19 protein-coding genes are annotated in these 24163 nt (G+C 44.9%); 10 read left to right on the top strand and 9 right to left on the bottom strand.

The genetic code is table 11. The annotated features are described in order from the left end of the window. Nucleotides 1-313: 313 nt before the first annotated feature. Nucleotides 314-1915: an SPFH domain-containing protein gene (locus tag G3RUM_RS03225; protein WP_129735321.1), complete on the bottom strand. Its 1602-nt coding sequence runs from the start codon at nt 1913-1915 to the stop codon at nt 314-316. Between the two features lie 192 nt (nt 1916-2107). Here G3RUM_RS03225 and obgE point away from each other — a divergent pair, with 192 nt between their 5' ends. Next, nucleotides 2108-3544, top strand: a complete 1437-nt coding sequence (obgE, locus tag G3RUM_RS03220) for a GTPase ObgE (protein WP_129735319.1) — start codon at nt 2108-2110, stop codon at nt 3542-3544. A 1-nt stretch (nt 3545) separates the two neighbouring features. Here the strand turns inward: obgE and topA are convergent, their stop codons facing one another. Continuing rightward, nucleotides 3546-5933, bottom strand: coding sequence for a type I DNA topoisomerase (gene topA, locus G3RUM_RS03215; protein ID WP_129735317.1), 2388 nt, complete (start codon nt 5931-5933; stop codon nt 3546-3548). Between the two features lie 424 nt (nt 5934-6357). On the opposite strand from topA, the gene dprA reads away from it, so the two are divergent. Beyond that, nucleotides 6358-7350 (top strand): DNA-processing protein DprA, encoded by a 993-nt coding sequence (gene dprA / locus G3RUM_RS03210; RefSeq protein ID WP_129735315.1) that lies wholly within the window; start codon nt 6358-6360, stop codon nt 7348-7350. Between the two features lie 8 nt (nt 7351-7358). Here the strand turns inward: dprA and G3RUM_RS03205 are convergent, their stop codons facing one another. From G3RUM_RS03205 to G3RUM_RS03195, 3 genes are read right to left on the bottom strand one after another with little or no spacing between them, the layout of a single operon-like run. Then, the gene (locus tag G3RUM_RS03205; protein WP_129735313.1) at nt 7359-8414 is read right to left on the bottom strand and encodes a LysM peptidoglycan-binding domain-containing protein; all 1056 of its coding nucleotides are present in this window, start codon (nt 8412-8414) and stop codon (nt 7359-7361) included. Further along, on the bottom strand, nt 8411-9844 hold the full coding sequence (gene mltG / locus G3RUM_RS03200; RefSeq protein WP_129735311.1) for an endolytic transglycosylase MltG: 1434 nt from the start codon (nt 9842-9844) through the stop codon (nt 8411-8413). Before mltG ends, G3RUM_RS03205 begins: the two co-directional genes overlap by 4 nt. Nucleotides 9845-9896: 52 nt before the next feature. After that, entirely contained in the window at nt 9897-11567 is a 1671-nt protein-coding gene (locus G3RUM_RS03195) for a hypothetical protein (protein ID WP_129735309.1), read from the bottom strand. A gap of 48 nt (nt 11568-11615) precedes the next feature. Here G3RUM_RS03195 and G3RUM_RS03190 point away from each other — a divergent pair, with 48 nt between their 5' ends. Genes G3RUM_RS03190 through G3RUM_RS03175 form a run of 4 tightly spaced genes read left to right on the top strand, consistent with a single transcriptional unit; the run spans nt 11616 to nt 15496 of the window. Next, entirely contained in the window at nt 11616-13010 is a 1395-nt protein-coding gene (locus tag G3RUM_RS03190) for a sensor histidine kinase (RefSeq protein ID WP_129735307.1), read from the top strand. After that, the gene (locus G3RUM_RS03185) at nt 13007-13627 is read left to right on the top strand and encodes a response regulator transcription factor (protein WP_129735305.1); all 621 of its coding nucleotides are present in this window, start codon (nt 13007-13009) and stop codon (nt 13625-13627) included. Before G3RUM_RS03190 ends, G3RUM_RS03185 begins: the two co-directional genes overlap by 4 nt. Beyond that, on the top strand, nt 13593-14276 hold the full coding sequence (locus G3RUM_RS03180; RefSeq protein ID WP_129735303.1) for a pseudouridine synthase: 684 nt from the start codon (nt 13593-13595) through the stop codon (nt 14274-14276). The genes G3RUM_RS03185 and G3RUM_RS03180 overlap by 35 nt, the downstream gene beginning before the upstream one ends. Beyond that, entirely contained in the window at nt 14273-15496 is a 1224-nt protein-coding gene (locus tag G3RUM_RS03175) for a cell division FtsA domain-containing protein (RefSeq protein ID WP_206660904.1), read from the top strand. The genes G3RUM_RS03180 and G3RUM_RS03175 overlap by 4 nt, the downstream gene beginning before the upstream one ends. A 32-nt stretch (nt 15497-15528) precedes the next feature. On the opposite strand, the gene G3RUM_RS03170 is transcribed toward G3RUM_RS03175, so the two are convergent. Both G3RUM_RS03170 and G3RUM_RS03165 read right to left on the bottom strand, forming a co-directional pair. Further along, nucleotides 15529-15750 carry a hypothetical protein gene (locus G3RUM_RS03170; RefSeq protein ID WP_129735299.1) on the bottom strand — a complete coding sequence of 74 codons (222 nt, stop codon included), beginning with the start codon at nt 15748-15750 and terminating at the stop codon, nt 15529-15531. A 68-nt stretch (nt 15751-15818) separates the two neighbouring features. After that, entirely contained in the window at nt 15819-17699 is a 1881-nt protein-coding gene (locus G3RUM_RS03165) for an alanine--tRNA ligase-related protein (RefSeq protein WP_129735297.1), read from the bottom strand. Nucleotides 17700-17778: 79 nt separating this feature from the next. On the opposite strand from G3RUM_RS03165, the gene G3RUM_RS03160 reads away from it, so the two are divergent. The 4 genes from G3RUM_RS03160 (at nt 17779) to G3RUM_RS03150 (ending at nt 21825) form a co-directional block, all read left to right on the top strand. Next, a complete protein-coding gene (locus tag G3RUM_RS03160) occupies nt 17779-17976 on the top strand; it encodes a hypothetical protein (protein WP_129735295.1) in 198 nt (65 codons plus the stop codon). A 14-nt stretch (nt 17977-17990) separates the two neighbouring features. Continuing rightward, nucleotides 17991-18167, top strand: coding sequence for a hypothetical protein (locus tag G3RUM_RS03825; protein WP_164998356.1), 177 nt, complete (start codon nt 17991-17993; stop codon nt 18165-18167). 182 nt (nt 18168-18349) lie between these two features. Then, a complete protein-coding gene (locus tag G3RUM_RS03155; RefSeq protein WP_129735293.1) occupies nt 18350-19648 on the top strand; it encodes a hypothetical protein in 1299 nt (432 codons plus the stop codon). After that, nucleotides 19648-21825 carry a hypothetical protein gene (locus G3RUM_RS03150; protein ID WP_129735292.1) on the top strand — a complete coding sequence of 726 codons (2178 nt, stop codon included), beginning with the start codon at nt 19648-19650 and terminating at the stop codon, nt 21823-21825. Before G3RUM_RS03155 ends, G3RUM_RS03150 begins: the two co-directional genes overlap by 1 nt. Before the next feature lie 2 nt (nt 21826-21827). On the opposite strand, the gene mnmA is transcribed toward G3RUM_RS03150, so the two are convergent. Further along, the gene (mnmA, locus tag G3RUM_RS03145) at nt 21828-22907 is read right to left on the bottom strand and encodes a tRNA 2-thiouridine(34) synthase MnmA (RefSeq protein WP_129735290.1); all 1080 of its coding nucleotides are present in this window, start codon (nt 22905-22907) and stop codon (nt 21828-21830) included. After that, entirely contained in the window at nt 22900-24045 is a 1146-nt protein-coding gene (locus tag G3RUM_RS03140) for a cysteine desulfurase family protein (protein ID WP_129735288.1), read from the bottom strand. Before G3RUM_RS03140 ends, mnmA begins: the two co-directional genes overlap by 8 nt. Between the last annotated feature and the right edge of the window lie 118 nt (nt 24046-24163).

Raw genomic sequence — 24163 nt, 5'->3', positions numbered from 1 at the left:
CTCATGGGCTAAACTATCATTTTGTATTGTGTATCCAATAGAAAAAAGACGACCTCCGGTAGTCGTCTTCCCTTCGCGCTGATGCGCGCCCACCCTTGGGGCACATTGGTTTGTTTTAATCCGCTGTTTTTGTTTTAATGTAAGTCTCCACACTTCACTAACTATTCAGTGGAACCCCTGTGAAGCGTATCAGCTTACTCTCATGATAAAGCATAAGCGTGCAACTGTCAAGCATATTTTTAAAATAAAAATGTCCCGTCCGAAGACGGGACATAGTGTGAGTTTTTGGCGGAACTTTATTCCGTAGCGTCCTCTACTCCTGGGGGGGGGTCATATCCTGTCCTTTAATAGGTCCTGCAATGGATGAAACAAGACGCTTAATGGTCTCGTCTACTTTTTCTCCATTCAATGCCTCGCCGGTCAGATCCGCTTTCGCGAATAGCTGCGGGAGACGGCCTATAACGCTGGTAAGGAGATCACCGCCACCTCCATCCTTAGCTCCGCCGCCGAAATCATAGAACTTAGCGTTCTTGCCGACCTCGGCCATGACAGTAGCAATGTTGGTTGCTACCTGGACTTTGGTGTTCTGTTCAATCTCGATCTTCTTCAGTTCGAAGTTGATCTTGTCATTCGCGGCCTGTGCATCGGAAAGTGCCTTTGCGGCTTCTGCCTCCGCTTTGCCTTTGGCTTCGATAGCTTCTGCCTCCGCTTTACCTTTAGCAGAAATGGCGGCAGCTTCAGCTTCGCCCTTCAGTTTGGTAGCTTCAGCATCTGCGTTAGCCTGGGTTTTAGTGGCTTCCGCTTCCGCGGTTGCTTCGGTCTTGCGCGCTTCGGCATTACCTTCGGCTTCAGTCCTGCGTGCTGTCGCAGCCGCCTGAGCTTCGCGCGTCTTACGGGTTGCAGCCGCCTCGGCTTCACCCTCTGCTTCGGCCTTCTTCTTGCCCGCTTCCGCTTCCGCGTTGATGATAGTAGTACGTTTGGCAGTTTCCGCCTTGGTGACTTCAACTTCCTGCTGCTTCTTAGCAGCAAGGTTCTGCTGTTCAGCCTGTGTGACTGCTACGGCACCCTTGCGCTCTTCGAGCTGTCTGTTGATGTCTTCCCTTTCGAGTTCGCCGGCCATTTCGGATTTGGCCTGCTCACGGGCGGTTTCCGCCTGGAATTGGGCTTTTTTAACGTCGGTATCGCGCTGTTTCTCGGCAATAGTCACCTGAGCCGCCAGTTCTTTTTCCTGAGCCGCCTTATCGGTCTCAGCTCTGGTCTCACGGATCTGCTGATCGTTTTCAGCTGTGATATTTGCCGCCTCACGGCGTTTAGTTTCGCGGTCCTTAGCTGCCAAGTCTTTGTAATAAGTGCTGCCAGACGCATCTTCAACTTCATGAATGGAAAGAATGGCGTTAAAACCAAGATCTTTCATCTGAGCCGAGATAGACTCCTTGACCTGATCATCAAGTTTATCTTTGCCGTTCATGACTTCTTCCGGAGTCATTTTAGCAATTACGGCACGTACGCCGCCAGAGACTACGTCCAGAATAACACGCTTCAGCTCGGTGTCATCCTTGTCAAGAAAATTGCAAACTGCGCGTTGCAAACTCTCGTCAGAGGATATATCAGGGCTGTACGCAACAGCCCAATCAATCTGAATCGGTACACCGGTCTGAGTTTTGGTCACATCGCCTTCAACTTTCGCCGTGCGGACACAAAGGTCAAAATATTTTGCCTTTTGGATAAAAGGTATCACGACTCTGCCGCCGGCGCGCTTAATTTTGGGGTTCCCTTTTTTATCGGTAGCCCCGACGCCGGAAACCACGAGTGCTTCGTTACCATTAGCGGTTCTTATCATCGAAAAGAGCAGTATAACTACTGCTAACACGATGACGGCCCCAATTATGATGGGTAAAAATAATTCGAATGACATATAATGCCTCCCTTTCAAAACAAATCTACTTATGTATATTCGAACAAAAAGGAGGTCATACCTTGCATAAAACTCACAAAAATGCTAAAGTACTCCCCCATAAGACCAGATTATATCACACTTATGTCAAAAAGTCAATAGTAATGACATCTTTTATTTTATAAAACCAGGATAATGTGCTATAATAAAACTATGTTTGTCGATACTGCCAAAGTTAGTTTAAAAGCCGGTGATGGCGGCAATGGAGCCGTTTCTTTTCGTCGTGAAATCTACATTCCTAAAGGTGGTCCAGATGGCGGTGATGGTGGCAAAGGCGGCAATATCGTTTTCAAAGCGGATAAAGACACTAACACGCTGATTGACTTTCGTTTTACTCCTATTTTGACAGCCGAAAATGGCAAAAATGGGGCTGGTCAACGTGCCGCTGGACGTAGTGGCAAAGATTTGATTGTAGAAGTGCCAATTGGCACCGTAGTATATAAAATCGGCACAAAATCCGTGAATGGTTCGGTTGAGGACCGTAAGCTCGGGCGAGCGCCCTTGAGCGTGTCCGAAACCGAATATTCGCGTATTTTACTTGCCGATTTAACCTACGATGGTCAAGAAGCGATTATCGCTAAAGGTGGCGACGGCGGTTTTGGTAATGCTCACTTCAAAAGCTCTACCCGCCAAGCTCCAATTATTGCTGAAGTTGGCGAGCCAGGCGAAGAGTTCGAAGCCGAGTTAGAGCTTAAAACTATGGCTGACGTCGGGCTGGTGGGTTTACCAAATGCTGGTAAATCTACTTTTCTCTCGGTAGTTTCTAACGCCAAGCCCGAAATTGCCGACTATCCATTTACTACTATCACGCCAAATCTCGGCGTTGCTACTATTGACGGCCGCGATTTGTTAATTGCTGATATCCCCGGCTTAATCGAGGGCGCCGCCGAAGGCAAGGGTCTAGGGCACGATTTTCTTCGCCACGTGGATCGCACTGCAGTTTTGCTCCACCTAGTAGATATTTATAGTAATGACGCTGGCGAGGCCTACACCACCATCCGAAAAGAACTCGAAAAATACTCGGACTTAAAAGACCGCCCAGAAATTGTGGCACTTACCAAATGCGAAGGCGTAGACGAAGATATTATCAAGATGCAAATGGCTGCTATCTTGGCTAAAAACCCCGCCGCCAAAATCTTCACGATTTCTTCTAGTGCACATTTGGGGCTGAAAGAGCTGCTGCGTGAACTGTCGCAAGTGATAGTTTCGTCTCAGCGAAGGGGGGTTCGGAGCTTGGCAAAGCGAGAAGTAGCGCCGCCCGCCCATGGCGATGGGCCGGGCGGACGCGCCCCCGAGCGAGATGAAACTATCACGACCGATGATACTCTGCCTGTCATTTCTCTCAATCCTAAAGAGCTCAAAACCGCCTGGAAAGTCGAAAAAACCGAAGATGGTAAATTTATCGTCACCGGTGAGAAAATTGAAAAATTTGCCCGTCGTACGGATTTAAACAATTACGCCAGTGTTAACCGCTTACGCGATATTATGAAAAAGTTGGGTATCCGCGGCGAGCTCACTACCATGGGGGCCGAGCCAGATTCCATTATCTCTATCGCTGGTAAGGAATTTACTTTTGTAGAAGATTATTAAACTATTTCTTTGCAGACTTTTTCGCAGGTTTTTTAGCTGTCGTTTTTCCAGCAGCAGTTTTCTTTTTCGCCCCGCCACGCACGCCCCGCCGCGTAGTTTTCGGCTTATTTTTTAGCATTTCTTCTGCCTGTTCGCGCGTGATAGTTTTTGGATCGGTTTCTTTCGGTATTTTGACGTTATTTCTCCGCCCCGGCCCCTTGATATATGGCCCATAAGCACCATTAACAATCATGATTTCGTCCCAATCCGCGATAATAGAATCCACCTTAGCCTGGTACAAAGGCAAAGCTTCCTCTAAGCTTACGGTATAAGGGTCCAAATCTTTCATCGGAATATTGTATTTGCCGCCCTTGAGATATGGTCCAAACGGCCCATTGGCGGCAACGATTACCGCGCCGTCAGGTGCTTTGCCTAGCTCTCTCGGTAGCACCGGCAAAGCTAGCTGCTTTAGCGCTTGTTCCAGGCTCACTGTTTTAACGGATTTTCGTTTTGGCAATGGTGCAAAGCGTGGTTTTTCGCCAGTCTCCTTCTCGTTGTCCCCCAATTGGATGAAACCACCATTTTTTCCTACTTTGGCATAGATTGGCTTGCCAGTTTTTGGGTCGTGACCCAAGAGACGCGCATTATTATATCGCTCTACCCCATTCGCCACCAGCACTGTATCGCGAAACGGCCCGTAAAAGTCCTTCAGCATTTTTACCCGTTCCAGCTTGGCATCTGCCACTAGGTCCAAATCTTTCTCAATGTTTGCGGTAAATTTATAATCCACGATATTTTTAAAATTGTCTGTCAGAAACCCAGACACTAGCTCGCCAATCGGCGTAGGGATTAATTTACCCTTATTAGCGCCAAATTTTTCTTTCACTACTGCGCGCGAAACTTTACCTTTGGAGGCCTTTAATTCCACTATCTCGCGCTCTTCGCCTTCGTTTTCGCCCTTTACCACGTAACCCCGCGCCTGAATCGCTGTCATAATGGATGCATAGGTAGACGGTCGGCCAATCCCTAGCTCTTCTAGTTTTTTCACTAGTGAGCCTTCGGTGTATCTAGCTGCTGGCTTGGCGAAAGTCTGACGTGCGGTTAACTCCAGGCAATCCATTTTATCGCCCTTGGCCAACTTTGGCAGCTCTAGATCCTTAGACTTTCCATAAACTTTTAAAAACCCATCAAATATCACTACTTCGCCCTTGGCAACAAAAGTTTCGTCTGCCCCAGCAGCAATCTTGATAGTGGTTTTTGCGACTTTGGCATTGGCCATCTGTGTGGCTACCGTTCGTGCCCAAATCAAACGATACAGCCGCTTCTCATAATCGTTTTTTCCGGCATTTAAATTCGCAATATTGGTTGGGCGGATTGCCTCGTGCGCTTCTTGCGCGCTGGCATCTTTGGTTTTAAAATGCCGCACCTTTAGATATTCTTTCCCAAAATTCGTTTCGATATAGCCAGATATCGCCCCAATTGCTTGACTAGACAGGTTTAGCGAGTCGGTTCTGTGGTAAGTAATCAGCCCGGCTTGGTATAGTCCCTGTGCCGCACTCATCGTGGTGCGCGAAGTAAATCCTAGCTTACTATTAGCTTCTATCTGTAGCGCCGCCGTAGTAAATGGTACCGGATTAGCCTTGGTGCCTTCCGTTTCTTCTACATCTGCTACAACAAAATCAGCTCGAGATAACGATTCAAGCAATTTGTTGGCACTTTGTTCATCTTCGGGAGATTTACTTTCATAAGAAGCCGAAAATGTTTGATTTGGGACCGTAAGCTCGGCTGAACGACCTTGAGTGTGTCCCGAATCAAACATTTCGGCTTCTTTCTGTATAAACTCACCAGCGATTTTAAAGCTAAACTTACTCTCAAATTTCTCAATCTCTTTTTCGCGCTCTACTACTAGGCGCAGCGCTGGGCTCTGTACCCGCCCCGCCGAAATTGCCCCTGGCACCTTTTTTCGTACGATATCAGAGAGATCGTACCCCACTAGCATATCCAGTGTTTGCCGCGCCTGCTGGCTGGCTACCATATCCATATCCACCGTGCGCGGGTTCTTAATAGCATTCTCTAGCGCTGGCTTAGTAATCTCGTGAAAGGTAATCCTGGCTGTGTCTTTCGGTAACTTTAATACTTCGCACAGATGCCAAGAAATTGATTCTCCCTCGCGGTCTTCGTCCGTTGCTAGCCAAATCCGTTCGGCCGCTTTGGCTTCTTTTTTTAGTTCCGCAATAATTGATTTGTGCCCTGGATCAATCTCATAGGTCACATCAAAAGTAGTTTTATCAACCTTGGTGTCCTTACGAATGTGCCCTACACTTGCCAACACTTTAAAATCCGATCCGAGATATTTCTCGATCGTATGTGCTTTTGCTGGGCTCTCTACTATCACCAAGTTTTTAGACATAATACTATAATATCACATCATGCAAGCATAAATATTATGAATCCAGAACCCTTTACGACCTACTTCTCTAGCTTTTATAATCGTATCAAAAAAGCCTCAGGTAAGGGTGGGCATCACCTGAGGCTATTTTGGCCCTCTAACGCTTCACTACTATACCGGGTGAACCCCGGAGCGTAACCCACCTCACACAATTGGGGCCCGCCGGTTAGAGGGATTGCTATGCCTTCGAAATGGGCCTTTCTAAGTGGAGGTAATACTTAAAAACTTGTGAACCATGAAGAAATTCAAAAGTCGAAAGGGTTTCAAAAGCACGCAATTTCTGCTACACTGGAAGTAGTATAGCCGAAATTATAATTTATTTAGGTGCGGTGTGGTGCACTTTTTTGTGCCCCAACTGACTTCATTATATCACACGAGGAAAAATATGTCAACACTATTTTCACACTTTTTTACAAAAATCAACCAAATTTCACCCCTAGAAGCCAATTTTACAGAGGTGTTAGACAGTATTGCGCTTAAGCCTAAAACATTGTATTTTTATGGCAAAATGCCGGAAAATATGGCCGAAATTTCTAAAAGTACTGACCAAAAACAAAACAAATCTAGACAAAAATCAAGTGAGAAAAACCGAACAGACGCCAGAGCGAAGCGGCCCAAAACTGTTGCCATTGTCGGTAGCCGTCATAACACCAAGTACGGCGAGGAAGTAGCCTACAAATTAGCCTATGAGCTTGGGAAACGTGGGGTTGTCGTGGTGTCTGGGTTAGCTTTTGGGGTTGATTCAATTGCCCATCGAGGGTGTCTAGACGCCAACGGAGTTACCGTAGCAATACTCGGTACACCAATTGATCATATCTACCCAGCCTCTCACAAGCCATTGGCCGCAGAAATTATTAAGAAAGGTGGCGCCGTAATGAGCGAATATGCCCCAGGAGCCAATGTCTTTACTAAGGTTAGTTTTCTTGAGCGGAATCGCCTTATCTCTGGGCTCTCCGACATTGTTGTAGTCGTGGAAGCCGCTGAAAGGTCTGGCTCACTTAATACTGCTACCCATGCCTTAGAACAAAGTAAAGAAGTTTTTGCTGTACCCGGTAATATTAATAATCCCTATTCCCAAGGATGTAATAAACTTATCAAACAGGGGGCAATTCCTTACACTGAACCAAAAGACATACTAGAGCTACTTTTTCCAGAAGATTATACTAAAAAGTACAAAAAACTCTGTCAGGCCAACCTTATCGGCGACAATGATGTTGAAACAAAGATCCTCCAGGCCTTAGCTAGTGGCCTTCGTTCCGGCGAAGATATAATGACGGCAACCAGTCTCCCGCCCGAAGTATTCAATGAAGCCACAACTTTGCTAGAGATTAAATCTCGTATCCGTTCTCTCGGGCTCAATAATTGGAGCCTAATCTAAAAACACTACTAATGAATATAATTGAAGTTCCCCACTGCGCTGGCAGGAATAGTAGAGTAAAGCACGCCGTAGCAGCCCGAGTAGTTCCGCTCAGATACGTTAATTGACCCATCACCGTTGACTGATTCCACATACCCCACGTGGCCATACCAGCCTGAATCTGTCTGGAAAATTGCGCCAGCCGACGGGCTATGGTCGACTAAACGTCCGCTGTTTCTGGCAATATCGTCCCATCTGTTAGCATTGGCTTGGATAAAAGTAAGATCTGGTCGTTTTAACCATGCCCAGGTCGTACATTGCCCCGCGCCTAAGCTTCGGTTACAAACAAGGTTCTCCCTGGTGGACGTATTACCCAGATAGGTATATGTCGCATAATAACGCACCGTTGGCGCTACATATTCTGGCCGCTCTGTCTCTGGTAGAGAGCCGCCCTTCACTATAATCTTCATCCCTTCAGACACGCCCGATACCTCAAGGTCATTCAGGGCAACAATCTCCGCCGCGTTGGAACCATACTTTTCCGCAATGCTCTCCACCGTGTCGCCAGACTTCACAGTGTATACAATGCCAGAAGTACTTGGCACATAAAGCACTGAACCCGGTGATACATCAGTAGTTTTAAGACCATTAGACCAACGAATTTCATCAGTAGAAACGCCATACTCAGCCGCAATTGTATCCATGCTTTCCCCCTCCTCGACGGTATGCTCTATTACGCCGCGCGAGGCGGAGATATTAGTTATGTTGGGTTTTTCAAGCTTACCAGTAGATGTTTGGCCCGAATCGTACATCGTGGTGGCTATAACATAGTTTGATGCCACATCAGACGCACTCGCCAAACCCAACGCGTCTGATAAATCCGCTACCACATACAGCTCAGATAGCTGATCGACCGAAACATTGTAGTCATTTGCAGCAAAAGTATCCAGGCTCAAGCTTGTGTCGCTATTATGTTTATCTATAGAACCAACAAAAACTAGCATCAGTATTGCCAAACTGGCAACCAGATATAACAAACCGCTCTTATAGCGCTCAAAATCAAATTTTTTCTTACGTTTCGTCATAATGATATGTTACAGAGGTCTCGGCAATGGCTGGCAATATTCTGGATATGCTCGGCCTCCGTGTAACTATAATACATCATTCCATCGTCTCCTGTCAAGAAGTAAAGATAAGAGGTATCTGATGGCTCAGCCACTGCTAACAGAGCAGATAGACCAGGGTTGGAGATTGGGCCACAGGGCAAACCAGTATAAAGGCGTGTATTATAACATGAATCTACGCTTAGGGCTGCTTGGTTATCTGCATAAATCTGTCTATTAGGATCGATTTGGTCAATCGCATAGGATACTGTTACATCACTTCCAAGTGGTATTCCGTATGATAAACGTGTCAAAAATATTTGTGCCACAGTAGGTTGCTCTCCTGAAGGAGCCTCTTTTTGTACTACCGACGCTAACGTAATCCCCTCAAATAAAGATAGCCCTTGGGCAGCATATTTAACCTCCAATTCGTTTTCGGTGATCACTCTCTCCATCCCTGCGAGGTATGTTTCAATAATCTCTCCGACGGGGGTATTTTTATAGAATTCGTGCGTTTCGCCATAAAGGTAACCTTCTAAGCTTGCCCCATCTGGCCGGTTCTGTAAAAACGCAAAATTGTAATCAGCGTTCAGGGCGGCCTCCACTTCCGTGGTGCTGTAACCTAGTTCTACCAGATTATCTTTAATATCGGATATTGTTTCGCCGGGTTTTATAGTAAAATCAAACACTTCAGCCTGCATATTTGCTTCTATCTGGGCAAATTGCTCAGCATAATCTTTATAACGCTGGTCTCTAATAAACATTGCCACTCCCGCCGCCGCTAGCCCTATTATCGCCAATATAATTAGTCCAGATATCCACTTCGTTGTTGTTTTCATTTTATGTTTTGCCTTTTTTGCGTTTAACTTTACCTTATCTGCCTCCCTTTTTGCCAAATTGGCAGCACCTTGTAATCGTTCGGTGCTATCCCCTGAGGACCATGAGTTTAGGCGAGCACCATTACTCTCCATATAATTCTGCGCATCGGGAGAAGACGGCATCGCAGTATCCCTCCCAAGACTCTCCAAAAAATCTTGCAATATAATCGAGGCGGCCTCTGCATCGACCTCGCCTTTTTCGTAGCGCTTCTTGCGAGATTTCAGTCTTTCCTCTGCCACTACCGAAGTGAGAGATTCATCTTGGAATCTGATCTTTACTCCTGGGATACGCTCTACCATTTTCTTAGCAAATTGCCTTACGTATAGGGACTGGGCAGTTTCGTTCCCGTCATTGCTACGCGGCAGCCCCAATACAAAGAAGCTAGTGCTATTCAAACGTGCAACTTTTGCAATTTCTTGCCACTCTGAGCCATTTACCTCAATAAATCCCACGGGAACGGCAATCCTAGTATCAGAATCAGCACGTGCTACTCCAATACGTTTTTCGCCCACATCCAAAGCTAAAATCTTCATTCTCTAGCCTTCCCGCAGCTATCGACCAGTCCACTAATTAATTCTGGGAACACTATTCTTCCTCAATGCTGACGTTTACGGTGATTTTGTTTGTATCGCCAGGTATCGCATTTACCCATGGGTAAGAAGTCTCAATTTCAACCTTGGCAACACCGTTGATATTATTGAGATCATGTCTGGCGTCCCCAACACCCTTCCCCTTGACGATTTCTACTACATCGCTATCGGTGATTTTAGGTCCGGAGGCATAAGTAGTTTTAAGTTTACCAGTATATCCGTCACCAGTTTTAAGGAAATTCTCAATGAACGGGTCTTTAATTTCATAAATTTTCTGGTCATCTCCAAGTTTAGCCTTTTCCTTAATAAATTCCTCCACCTTGGTTTTATCAATCACATACACAGAAGCTGTAGTAGTAGCTTTTAGTGTGGGCTGCTCACCGTCTTTTACCGATTCTCCGGCGGCCGGTGTGGCTACAGCAGCAGAAGTATCTTGGTTGAAGCTAGCCTCTATCACTAGTACGTCTTCGCCTAAACTGTCAAATAACTTTTCCTTGTTCTCGTCCTCATTAGAAGCCTTGAGCTCATTTTTTGCCTTTTCAATGTCAGCTTGCTCCACTACTGTTACAATATCGTCAGTGCCGCCAGACATGGCCTTATCAGAATATACGCTCACATTCGCAGTAGTGCTCCAGCCAGAGTTAGAAGCTGCGATGTTATATTTTGTCCCAGCTCCGGTAGCCGTCACCGTTACTCTGCCGGATATTTGACAACCAGAATTTGTAATCTGGGTGGCATTGTTTTTATTGTCGCAGTCATTAAAATCGTCCCCGCCCCAAGACAACGAAACGTTCTTGTCGGATGTGAAGGAAAGGCCATTAATTGTGAAGGTTGAACCAGCATTAATCGCTACTGTTCCTTCCCTCTTGAAGAAAGTATATACGATCACCTCGCCTGTAGCTTTTTCGCCATTATTCTTTTGGCCGGTAGCCGTGAAGGAAACTTCCGACACGGATTCTAGTTTCTTTTCCTGGAGGTAGAACTTCCCAGCAGTGGCATCTTCGTCGGCAGCATTAGTGGTGAAAGTGATATTTTCAGAAAAGTTGTTGTTTTCTGTTTTTATACTGACATTTACCGTGGCAGCCGGGGCTATTGCGAAGGCCCATACTAGGACTAATATTAATACCAAGATCCCGATTCCCCCAAAAATTGACAGCTTCTTGTGTGATTTTATCCAATCTATTATTGGGTTGCCAGTCTTCCCGGTTGGTTTTTTCTTCTCGCTCTTTTTATCGGCTTTTTCTTTCTTTTTATCTTTTTTGGACGTCGGCTCTTCTTTTTCATCGTCCTCGGTGGCTTCTATCGTTTCTTCGGTTATCCCCTCTTCAACCTCTCCCTCCGGTTCATCAACTAATTCTTCCTCAGAAACTTCCTCTATTTCAGTTTCTGCTGTAGAAATTGCTGGTGGAGTTTGCAAATTCTTGGTCACGGGCATTTTTGTGGCAGCCGCCAACTTCACAATGGACGGGTCCGTCGTCACTAGTACAATAGTTTTTTCTGATGTGGTTCCCACCTTGGAAATCAATTTAATATTCACTACGCTACGAAATACGCCAGCCTTTTTTGGTGGCACTAATGCCACAATTTTTTCTTTTGAATTCTCAATTTTGGTGATGATATCGGTGATGTCATCTTCCGGCTCAATATAAATGACGTCTTTATTCATAATTAAAATATAACACATTTTATCTAGCTTGTGTTAAAATAAGCTTAGATGAAGATATTTAAGCGCAATAACCCCAAAGACGGCGTGGGTAACCAATCCGGGTTAGCTGAGCTTGCTCTTAAAAATATTCATGACGGGGTAATCATTACTGACAAGTCCGGAGTAATCCAATTCATTAACCCTGCCGCTATTAACATGACGGAATGTGGTTCTGCAGATAAAGCTATTGGTTTAGACTATGGCCTACTTTTGAAACTAGAATCCAAAGAAGGACGTGAGCTTCCTGAGTCCGAGAATCCGCTTATCCAAGCCATGAGTACTGGACGACCTCTTGACCCTTTTCAAAGCTGCTTGATTGCTAGCCAATCTGATAAGCGTATCCCAATCGCTGTATCCGTGATGCCTACCGACGGTTTAGGCCAAAACCGTATTATCACTTTTCGTAATATTACTAAAGAACTTGCAGAAGAAGGTGAGCAAACTGAATTCATCTCCACAGCTTCCCACGAAATGCGTACGCCAGTAGCTTCTATCGAAGGATATTTATCACTTGCGCTTAATCCTCAGACTGCTGCCATTGATGAGCGTGCCCGGGGATATCTAAATGCTGCACACGCCGCTTCTCAGCACTTAGGTAAACTTTTCCAAGATTTACTCGATGTCACCAAACTAGATGACGGCAAAATTAAGCCCCGCTTTGAGCCAGCCGAAATGGTCGGTTTAGTAAAAACCATCGCAGACGACTACCTCATGCGCGCCAAGGATGCCAAACTCAGTTTTACCTTTGGCTCCAACGATTCCATATCATTTGACAATAATCGCCAAATGAACCAGGTGGTTTATGGTTATGTGGATGTTAATTTCATGCGCGAGATCCTGGACAATCTTATAGAAAATGCAATTAAATACACTCCTGCAGGTGGTTCAATCTATGTTAATGTTCGTGGTGATGGTGACAGAGTTCTAATCAACGTTACTGACACTGGCATTGGTATCTCTGCAGACGACCTTGGGCATATTTTCCAGAAATTCTATCGCGCAGATAATTCCGATACGCGTACTATTGGCGGTACCGGCCTGGGTCTATATCTAGTTAAACAGCGTGCCGAAGCGATGGGTGGGCGTGTCTGGGCAGAGTCTGCTTTCGGTGAAGGGTCGACTTTCTACGTCTCGCTGCCACGGATTACTAGCGACGAATACGAAAAGCGCATGATTGTAGTCCGTAATCAGCAAATGCAAAAACAACTCACTCCAACTCCGTCGTCACCCCCAGCTCCCCAAACAGTCGCCCCTGCTACCGCCGCTCCAGTCATGTCAGTCATGCAACCTAGACCAGCAGTTACGCCACCCGCTCCTCCGGCCGCAGCTCCGCCCATATCCCCTCCAACACCTCAACCTATTCAACCTCAAATCAATAATAACTTAAACGGAGTACAACAATGAGTAAAGTAATGGTAGTCGAAGATGACGCAAGCCTACGTGAAATCTATGGCATTCGTATCACTGCCGAGGGTTATGATGTAGTATCTGCCGGCGACGGTGAAGAAGCTTTGGCTATGGCGGTGCGCGAAAAACCGGATCTGATTTTGTCAGATGTTATGATGCCAAAAATTTCTGGTTTTGACATGCTGGATATCTTACGGACTACACCAGAGACCGCTAGCATTAAAGTTATCATGATGACCGCTCTTTCGGCAGAAGATCAGCGTCAACGCGGCGAGCGTCTCGGGGCGGACCGCTACTTAGTTAAGTCTCAGGTTGGAATCGAGGATGTAATTAACGCCATTCACGAAGTGCTAGGCGACCGTGTCGCCCCTACCGTGCCAGAACCAGCTGCTGTCCCAGTTCCACAAGCCAAGTCTGCCGCTCAACCAGTGGCTCCAGAAATGTCGGCCCAAACTGTGCCACAACCGGCACAGCCAATCGAACAGCCCCAGGTCCAAATGCCAACTGAACCAGCAACAACACCTCAGCCAGAAGTTTCGCAACCAATGCCGGCCATTGCACCGGCAGAATCACAAGCTTATGACGGACCAGCCCAAGCCAATCCGACTCAATAAATTTTTAGCCGAGCGTCTTGGCGTCTCCCGTCGCGAAGCAGATGAGTTGATTGTTGCCGGTAAGATTTTTATAGACGACAAGACTGCCGTTTTGGGTGCTAGACTGGACAAATATAGCAAAGTATGTTATAATAAGAAGATAATTCCGTTTGACACGGATTTCTTGTATATCGCTTTCAACAAACCGATCGGTTATGTTTGTTCACGTCGTGCTCAAGGCGGCACCCCTACTCTGTATGAATTATTGCCCAAAGAATACCAAAAATTAAAAACTGTCGGCCGACTAGACAAAGACAGCTCGGGTCTAATTTTGCTAACTAATGATGGCGACTTCGCTTATCAGATGACCCACCCTAAATTTCACAAAGAAAAAGTCTATGAGGTGGGACTAGACCGACCACTTGAACCTCTCCATCAACAGATGATCTCTGATTATGGTATTATGCTTGACGACGGCCCTTCAAAATTTACCGTACTTCGTCAGGATAGCAACAAGTATAAGGTCGTCCTTTCGGAAGGTCGTAATCGTCAGATTCGTCGTACTTTTGCGGCGCTTGGTTATCGCGTTGTTTCTCTTCACCGCACTCAATTTGGCAAATACCAACTCTCCGGCCTTGTCCCGGGCAAATGTGTTATAATCAAACCATGAGTACTATTCTGGCTCTCGATATCGGTACTGAATTCGTCAAGGCGGTTTTGGCACGCCCAGCCAAAAAAGGCAACCTAGAGATTTTAGGCGTTGGCAAGGCCAAGCAGGCTGAGGGTAACATGCATGCTGGCGCAGTGGCCGACATCCCTGCCGTAGTGGTTACCTGTGAAGAGGCTTTGGTCAAGGTGGAGAAACAGGCTGGCGAACGCGCCGGGCTTACCGTAGTCGGCATTGCAGGCGAGCTTATTAAGGGCAACACTACTACCGTTCGCTATAGCCGCAAAAACCCTAACAAGCCTATTACCGAAGCCGAAATGAACGATATCATCAAAAAAGTTCAGCAAAAATCTGGTGAAGTCGCGCGTAAGACTGTAGCGCTAGAAACCGGCAACAAAAACGTTGAAGTCCGCTTAATTAATTCTGCCATTGTTTCCCTTACCATAGACGGCTACAAGATTTCCAATCCTATTGGCTTCAAGGGTTCCGACGTGGTGATTCAATTCTACACTGCCTTTGCGCCCCTTATCCACGTGGCGGCCATCGAAAAGGTTTGTGCAGAACTCAATCTGGACCTGCTTACCGTAGCCGTAGAACCTTTTGCAGTTTGTCGCGCCTGTCTTGGAGACGATTTAGAGTCTAGTTTTTCTAGCGTAGTGATGGATATCGGCGGTGGTACTACCGATATTGCCGTGGTAGAAGACGGTGGCGTAGAAGGCACCAAAATGTTTTCTATCGGTGGCCGTAGTTTTACTCATCAAATCGCCGAATCTCTTGGTGTAGATACCGCTACCGCCGAGCGTTATAAGTTAGACTACGACAGTGGCAAGTTGGACGACCGCATCAAGGCCAAGGTAGAAACTGCTCTTTCGCGAAATCTCAGTGTCTGGCTTACGGGTGTAGAGGTAGCCTTAGAAGATTTTGATATTTCTGGCAGCCTCCCGCGTAATGTTTTACTTTGCGGCGGTGGCGCTGGGTTATCTCTACTTCAAGAGACTCTAGCTGTATCAGATTGGTACCAAAGTCTTCCTTTCTCGCGCCGCCCGGTTATTCATTTGCTAGATGTTAATGAATTGCCAAATCTTATTATCGGCGAAGAAGACCACCTAGACCATTCCTTTGCTACAGCGTTAGGGCTCCTTCGTGTCGGCACTGATACTCTAGCCGGCGCCCCCGAAGAAAACAAACTCAAAGCCAAGCTAGCCAAACTTTTGCAAAACTAATACAAGAAAAAGCCGCCAAGAGGCGGCCGCTGCTATTCTATCAACTGGATTGATTTAAACACAATATTTTTACCATCATCTACAACAGAATAACTTTCTTTTATAATTCTATTATCCATAGTATTCAATATCGTATCTTTCAGTTCATCTACGACTTTGTCAAACTCTTTTTGATCAAGATCGCCAATCCGATTTTCTCTACTATGGAATATTGTTCCTTCGCCAGTTATGGTGGTACCAGATGAAGTTAACATAGTACAGCCATAAAATACACCCCCTTCCTACTCTAATTATATCACACTTACACTAAAAAGTCAAATTTTTACTCTAGTATTGCTTTAATTCTACGTACGCCAGCGGAAGAAGATTCTTCTTTTTTTACCTTAAAATGCCCCAACACGCCGGTATGTTCTACGTGTGGACCGCCGCACACTTCGCGCGAGATTGGATTGTCGAAATCCCCGATTGTATAAACTTTCAAAATCTCGGGGTATTCATCCCAAAATTGGCCATGCGCTTTCAAGGTGTCACGCGCGTAGGCTTTTTCGTATTCATCGAATACTACTGGTAAATCCGCAGCAATCCACTCATTCACCTGGTCTTCTACCGCCGCAATCTCCTCCGGCGTCATCTTGTGGTCCAGATTGAAATCGAACCGCACTCTATCTGCTGTAATATTAGAACCCTTCTGCACTATATCTGAGCTCACCAGTTTTTGTAAAGCCGCCAGGAGTAAATGGCACGCAGTATGGTACTTTACTGTCTGCTCGCCATGGTCTTCCAGGCCACCCTTAAACATCCCCTTGCTGGCCGTCTGCGAACGTTCACGCTGCTTAGCCAATGCCATCTCAAATTCTTTCAGATAGTTTTCGGATAGTTTAATTCCCTCGCGGTAACATTCTTCCACAGACAATTCCAGCGGGAACCCGTAAGTGTCCTGTAGTTTAAACAAATCATTTCCAGATAATTGCTCGGTTTTGTTGGCAATTTTTCTCAGCTCCCTCAGACCCTTATTTAAGGTCTTACGAAAACTCTCTTCCTCCTTTAGTAGTACCGCTAAAGCATTTTCTCGGTGAGTCAAAATACTATCCGGTAAATCGCGGTAATTCTCCGCCACAATCGGTACTACCGCCGAAAGAAAATTCGCCGAAATTCCAAGGTCTAACGCGCGCAAAATCGCTCGTCGCACCAGGCGGCGCATCGCATACCCCTGGGTCTTATTGGACGGCACTAGACCTTGCGCTGCCAATAGATATGCTCCACGAGTATGGTCGGCGATTACCCGCATTTCGTCGGTATTATTTTCATATTTCTTGCCGGAAATCTCCTCCAGCCGATCAATAATCGGTTTCATCAGCGAAATCTTAAACACATCAAACGAACCAATTGCCGCTGCCGCAATTCGTTCTAGCCCGCCGCCAAAGTCTACATTTTTCTTTTCTAGCTCCTCAAACGAACCATCTTCCTTGCGGCGATATTGCATGAACACCTGGTTGCCAATTTCCATAAATCGCGCGCCGTCACTAGCCGGGTGTGCTAGGCCATACTTTGTTTCATCTTGTAATTCTTCGCCAAAATCATAAAACACTTCACTATCCGGCCCACACGGGTCGCCGATCGGCGTAGTGTCAATGCCACCACCACGGCTCCACCAGTTTTCCTTATCATCGTAGAAGAAAATTCGCTCACCCGGCTTGATCCCCCGCTTATCGCCGTCTGCGGCCGAGCCGATTTCAGCAATCTTTGCTTCCACTCCTGCTTCGCTAAACACTTTTTGCCAGATTTCGGCTGCTTCGGTGTCGCGCGGGATGCCGTTTTTTTCATCGCCGATAAAACAAGTTACATAAATTTTACTAGGGCTCAGTCCCACTTCTTTTGTTAAAAATTCAAAAAAGTTCCGAATTTGCTCCTCTTTGAAATAATCTCCCAGCGACCAGTTTCCTAGCATCTCAAACACAGTAGTATGGCGCGGATCGCCCACATCCTCAATATCTTGTAAGCGCATAGACGGTTGCGAATCCGTCAGTCTAGTGCCTTCCGGATGTTCCTTACCCAAAAGATAAGGCAGTAAAGGTTGCATCCCCGAACCGGTGAAGAGGGTAGTCGGGTCATTTTCTAGTACCAGCGGCGCCGGCTGAATAATTTTATGCCCTTTTCGTACCTGAAATTCTAAAAATTTGCGTCTGATTTCGTTCGCGTCCATAGAGATAATTATAACATTTCTTGCTACTTTGGTAAACCTGTGTTACTATAAACTTAAGTATTATAAAAAAGGAATTACTATGGCACAAGCAAAGAAAAAAACTGCAACTAGAACTGCTAAAAAGACTACTCGTACCGCTGCGAAAAAGTCTGGTCGCAAAGGCATTAAGTACGAGAAATATCAGCGCGGGCAAAAGTCCAACATGTTCTTCGTTATCTCAATGAGTGTGCTGGCCGCCACTTTGCTCTTCGCTAATCTTTTGATGATCGTAGCTTAAATATTAGGAGTATTATGGAACCACAATTAAAATATTCGGGTGATGATTCGGATTCTCAGGGCCAATCAATGGATGCCGATACGCTTAACGAGTATAAAAATGATATAGCCCCGGAGGATAATTCTGACGAGAATTTATCTAGTCCTTCCCTAGACCATGAGACGGATGAACCACACGGGGGGGGGTATTAGATAGTCAAAAACTAGGCGGTGCGGCCAACCTTGGTGTACTGAATAGTAACAAGTTAGAATCTAATAAAGAGCCAGAAGGCGGAAGGCCTCATCAGAGCGATCAGAGATCACGGGACGAAGGTAGGATAGAAAGAAGTAATGGGCCACGAAGCGGTAAAGAAATAGCAATTTTTGCCGTAACATTGGGCGCAATAGAAAAACGATTTGGGATCGAAACCTCACGAGGTATTCAAACCGAACTAACCATAATTAACGATATCCAAAAAGAGACTATCGGCGCATTAGAGGCTAGAGGCGAACTTTCGAATGAGTCTCGTGCTGTCATGCACGGGCTAAGTACCCGCGGCATTAATGCTAGTAACTTAACTCCAGTTGAGGCAGCGCGCGTGTATGCTTATGCTACTAATGCCACACCAGAAGTAGTTTCAGAAAAAGTCGACCGCATTTTTGATAGATTAGATATGCACATCAACGCTAAGAAATCGCGTCATGATAGCGCAGACCCTACCTATTTCAATCAGGCCGAAATGCGAGCTAAAGCAGATCTTCAAGACAAATATGAAGCCTGGACTCGCGGCGAACTTGACCTAGAGCGTGGATTTGACGTCGAAGAAGTATATCAAAAGTTGATAGAAAATGGCTACGATGACAATAGCTTTTTAAGGCGCAAGCTGGAAGAAGATGATGCGGAAGATCTCATAGATGAGGGTTTATTAGATGAATCTTCTCTCTATGTGTATGGCCCATTTACTACTGAGGACCTCGAAAACATGCAAGCCTTCGACGTATCCAAATGGCGGGATATAACCGATCAACGCAGTGTGGGAGGATATAAAAAACAGACTAAATCTGATTATGGTAAGAAATTAAAGCAACAATTCGAGCAGCTCGATCCAAACGACAACAGTCGTAGTGCGAGAGCTATCAGGATTGCCTATGATGCCTATAATAAGAGAAGCTTCTCCACTGGCGAAGTAGGGCGTGCTGGAGCAAATTTATCCACATTGATCGGCGACACTATTGCTGCCGGGCCATCAGGTCTAGAACAGGACTTACTTAGCGACTTTGTAGCTAGAGAAATTTTACAAAATCGCCGCCTCCAAGCAAAAAGCATGCTAATATCGTCCTCTTCTATTGCCATTGAAGTCATAGACATGGAAATCCCAAAAGATGATAGCGAGAGGGTTGAATATGATTCTATGAAACGTGCCTGTACTTATTTAGGCTATTATGCTGCACAAATGCTTGGTTACAAATCAGATGATCTTAAAAAACGATATGGGAGTTCTCGCCCTTTCAAAAAAGAGTTCTTCGAAGAGCTGGCTGCTAGTGCAGGAGCTTTGACCGAGAGCAGGTCGAAATATCTCGACGAAGCTTTCCCTCAATATCTTACCAAGATGGACGAACATCTTCATAATGTTAATTATCGTTTACAGAATCTCCAACATGAAAGTCAGCTTCTAAGTGATGAATGGGATTAATGAAAAAACATTTTGAAGCACCAAGTTCCTTGTCAGCGGAAGAATCTCCTTCCGCTGATAGCTTCGATGTCTTAACGGACGCAGAGATATTCTCTGACCGTTATGAATCTGAATCTAGAATCCCTCCAGAGACTATGCGAAGGTTATCGCGCGGCGAAAATCTCTTTCGAGAACTAGCTAGACTACCGGATGACTACCATATTTCCGCTGAGCATAAATTACTTTTTTCCGCCATTTCTGCCACAGATGATCATTCTAATTTTCCAATCCCTATTCGTGACAAAGCCATTTTTACGACTTTTGGTCTCGAATACGGTAGTACCCGCTATCCATTTACCGCAGAATACCAAGAAATCATACACAAAGCTATTTTAAAAAACCGCCTGTCTGACTCATCCGATATTGATGACTTTTATTCTCGTCTAGATGATGAAAATTCATCTTGGCGCGTCCCGCTTCAGAGGGTGTTTTTTGATCGTTGCATTCCTATAGTTAAACAACTTTTTAATTTTCGTATTAATGAAATTAACCAATCAATAACCGAGCTGAAAGATAAACGACCAGCGCAGCTTAAATCTGACAAAAAAGACCTCGCCGGCAACTATATTGATGATGTTGGCGAATATTATGAGGAAAAATTTAAAGAATACGCCATTAATCGTAAATTACTTACTGAAGAAGAAATAGAGGAATATGATAATTTCTCATTTTTGAAAATTGCTGAACTTTTTGAGAGAAAGCTGAAAACTGCCTACAAGAATAACTACCAAGGGGGAAGCAGCAAATATTCCGTTCTTTCAAAAAAATATTTTTCTGAAACAAAAAATATTTTTAGAAGATATCTGGCTTTTTTGGCTCAAAGTCAAATTTCTAGTATAGTGTCTAGTGATTCGAATCTTGATCTTGTGAGTCCGGAAAACGTCCATGATGAACTGAACAGTAGAATTGGAGCTACTCTCAAGAGTACGGATAGAAATGGCGCTTCTTCGAAAGGCGTCGATAAATGTCGCGAGGCCTTATATAGAAAACTTCGTCAATATAGACATATTGCAAAAAACACTGACATTTTGGAATTCATCCAAAATTCCGAAGCGGCCACTTCAGCTTATTATGGTTCGATTGCCCCGAGATATCTTGATGCCCAAGAACGATTTTTTACACCAAATGGTAAAGAAATGCTTCAGTTAGAAGAAAGAAAACGAGCTCTACAACGAAATAAGGACTTATTTATTAATGAGGCTGCCGCCAGAGAAACGGGCAAGGCCATCAATAAATTCCAAAAATCTGTTGCTGAAGTTATTTTTCCAGGACGGAAGGACATTGATAATTTATTCTTTTTTCCTACTGGCGTCATTGCAAGACTTGAATCTGGTTCCGTATTAACTTCTGTTATATCTCCTCTCGATGATCGTCTAGTAAAGCCCTTCGAAGATGATTCCGATGTTGCTGTTTTATGGCAGAAATCTTGGCTAGAAAAACAGAATAAGTATGATAAAGTTGCATTAAGTGCGGTTCATGATGCTATAGACCGAGAAGCTTTGGCGGCAAAAGATGCTACAGATAGCATGGTGTACGATTTTTTTGAACATAATCAAATCAAAAAACCAGATTATTTTGATGCTAATACTGGGAAAATCTATGGCGATGCTCAAATCGAAGATATAGAGTTTTTGGAACCACTTATTTCTCATTTTGGAGACTTTATTGATAGCGTTAATCTAAAAACAACTGAAAGAGGTGTAACTTTAAAGAGTACTCGCCTGGAAATAATATCTTTTTTGTCCGGCGATAGCGATGGGGAATTTATGCTACTATGTGCGCCGCACCGTAGTCTATCGGTTAATATTATCAGATCACTCTTTGATAACACCGATAAAGAAAAACATGACAAAGCTTATAGCCGACTTCTGTCCGAAGTAGGCGTCTCGCTCTACAATGATTTGTCAGGTAACAAATTGAAAGAGTATCGTACGCTCGCTGGAGATTCATTAAATATTTCCGACGCAACTTTTTACAAAGCGTATGGTAAAATCGTTTCGGACGCAACTGTACGTAGAGAGCTAATCGAGCGCACTATTTTTATAAAGGATTTTATAGATTATATCAAGGGTGAAATTGATCCAGTTAAAGCAAGTTTTTTCGATAGCCTCAAGAAAAAACCAGCGCTAAAAGGATAAAACTATACGATAATTCCACCGCCCAAACAGATCTCACCGCCATAAATCACGGCAGATTGTCCACTAGCCGGGCGTTTAATCTTATTTTCAAACTTTAATGCCGCTGTTCCGTCCTCCCTTAATATAATTCTAACCGGGATCAGCGGTGCGCGGTGACGAAGACGTGCAAATGCGCCTTCACTGGTGACGGCAGGACTCATCCGAAGGATGACGTCTTTGAGCTCTAATATGTCTGTCCAAATATGCTCATCGTTCAAATTTTTCGATACATACACAACATTATTCTCGATATCCTTTTTCACCACATAATATGGTAGCCCGTCATTTACCTCCCCGGCCACGCCATTCAAATATAACCCATGTCGCTGTCCAATCGTATAAAATACCGCACCTTCGTGATAGCCCAACACTTTTTCGCTTTCAATCTCGCGAATCTCACCTGGCTCTATGTCTATATATTCTTTCAAAAAATCCTTCATTCCTACTTCGCCCACAAAACACACCCCCATAGACTCTTTCTTGTAGGCGTTATGTAAACCATTTTCCGCTGCTAGCTTTTTTACTTCTGGTTTTGTCATTTCGCCAATCGGAAAAAGTGTGTGCGTCAAAGCTTCATCAGAAATGCGATATAAGAAGTATGTCTGGTCTTTGTTCTCGTCGATGGCCCGCATCAACAGAGGAACCTCTGAAGATGTTTCAACTCTAGCATAATGTCCAGTGGCGATAAAATCCGCCCCGCGCTTCATTGCTTCTTCGTAAAACAGTTTAAACTTAATCTCTTGGTTGCACATTACGTCCGGATTTGGAGTATTCCCCTTCTTAAATTCCGCTAGCATATACTCCACCACCTTTTCGCGGTAGGCTTTCTCAAAATCAAATACCTCAAAATCTATCCCCAACTTCACCGCTACACGCTTAGCATCGGCCAAATCTTCCGCCCATGGGCATTTCATTCCCGGCAAATCTTTGGACCAGTTTTTCATATATATTCCCACCACCTTGTAGCCCTGCTCTTTCAAAAGTAAAGCCGATACGCTCGAGTCCACCCCACCGCTCATCCCGACAAACACTGTCTTAGCCATTGATTCGCTTCCTTTCTGCCGCTACCGTCTCGTTGATTATTCGTGCCGCTTCGTGAATTTGCTCTGCGGTATTGGTTTCTCCCAAAGTCAAACGTAGGGATCCGGCAATCTGGCTATTGTTTAAGCCTATCGCCGTCAATACGTGGGATTTCTGCCCCTTAGAAGCCGCACAGGCCGCACCGGTTGCTACATATATTTCTCTATCTTCCAAGAGATAGATTAACCTCTCTGCATCTACTCCATTATAGCACAAAACTATAAAATTGTCAAGTGTATGCTTTTTATTGATCAACTCATATCCCTGCAGCCCGGAGAGTAAAATCCGCTTCAAATCCTTGTATTTTTTGCGGTTACCGTTCAGATGCTCCTTCGCTTCTTTTGCTGCTGTGGCAAATCCTATTACGCCCGGCACGTTTTCGGTCCCAGATCTAAGGCCCTTTTCTTGCCCGCCACCTAAGGTGAGTGGCGATAATTTTACGCCATGAGAGACATATAATGCTCCTATGCCCTTTGGTCCATAAATCTTCGCTGAGCTTATAGTCAACATATCTACACCTAGTCGTGCTACGTTAATGTCCAGTAAATTCAGCGCCTGCGAAGCGTCGGAGTGTAGATACAGTGGCTTTTTTATTCCTCGCTTATAGCGATCAATTTTTATTTCTTTAATAATTGCTGCAACTTCTGCTAGCGGCTGAATAGTACCTAATTCGTTATTGGCCAGCGATACAGATATTAGCTTTGTTTCATCAGTAATCTTTGTTTTTAAATCATTCAAGTTGATCAGTCCGCTTGATAACACTCTTATAGCTTTGCCACCATATCGCTGCGCTACCGCCCGCACCGAATCGTGTTCGGTCTCCAGATACAGGACCTCATCCTTACCATAGTTGTGTTGTGCCACTGCTGTAAACGCCAGATTATTTGCTTCAGTTGCTCCGGCCGTAATCACCAAGTCTGTGCCTTTAGCTCCCACCGCGTGAGCAATCGTGTCCTTCGCTGCTTCATAATCAGCTGCCACTTTTTTAGCTGGTAAATATGCGGCAGATGGATTGAAAAATTCCGTCGCAAAATACGGTTCCATCGCCTTCAGAGCTTTTGCTGATACAGGGGTTGCTGCGGCATGATCTAAATAAATCATAAAACATATTATAACATATTTTTACGATTCAAAAAAGTTAGCTAAAGTTCCTTCGGTAATTATTTTTTTGTGCTTCTTCGGAAAGCTTTTTAAAATCCCATGCTATAATAAAAAAGTA

The sequence above is a fragment of the Candidatus Nanosyncoccus alces genome (genome assembly GCF_004138395.1).
GTDB classification, from domain to species: Bacteria; Patescibacteriota; Saccharimonadia; order Saccharimonadales; family Saccharimonadaceae; genus Nanosyncoccus; species Nanosyncoccus alces.
Note: the sequence above shows the minus strand (reverse complement) of the source record. Positions and strands in the feature narration are given on the sequence as shown.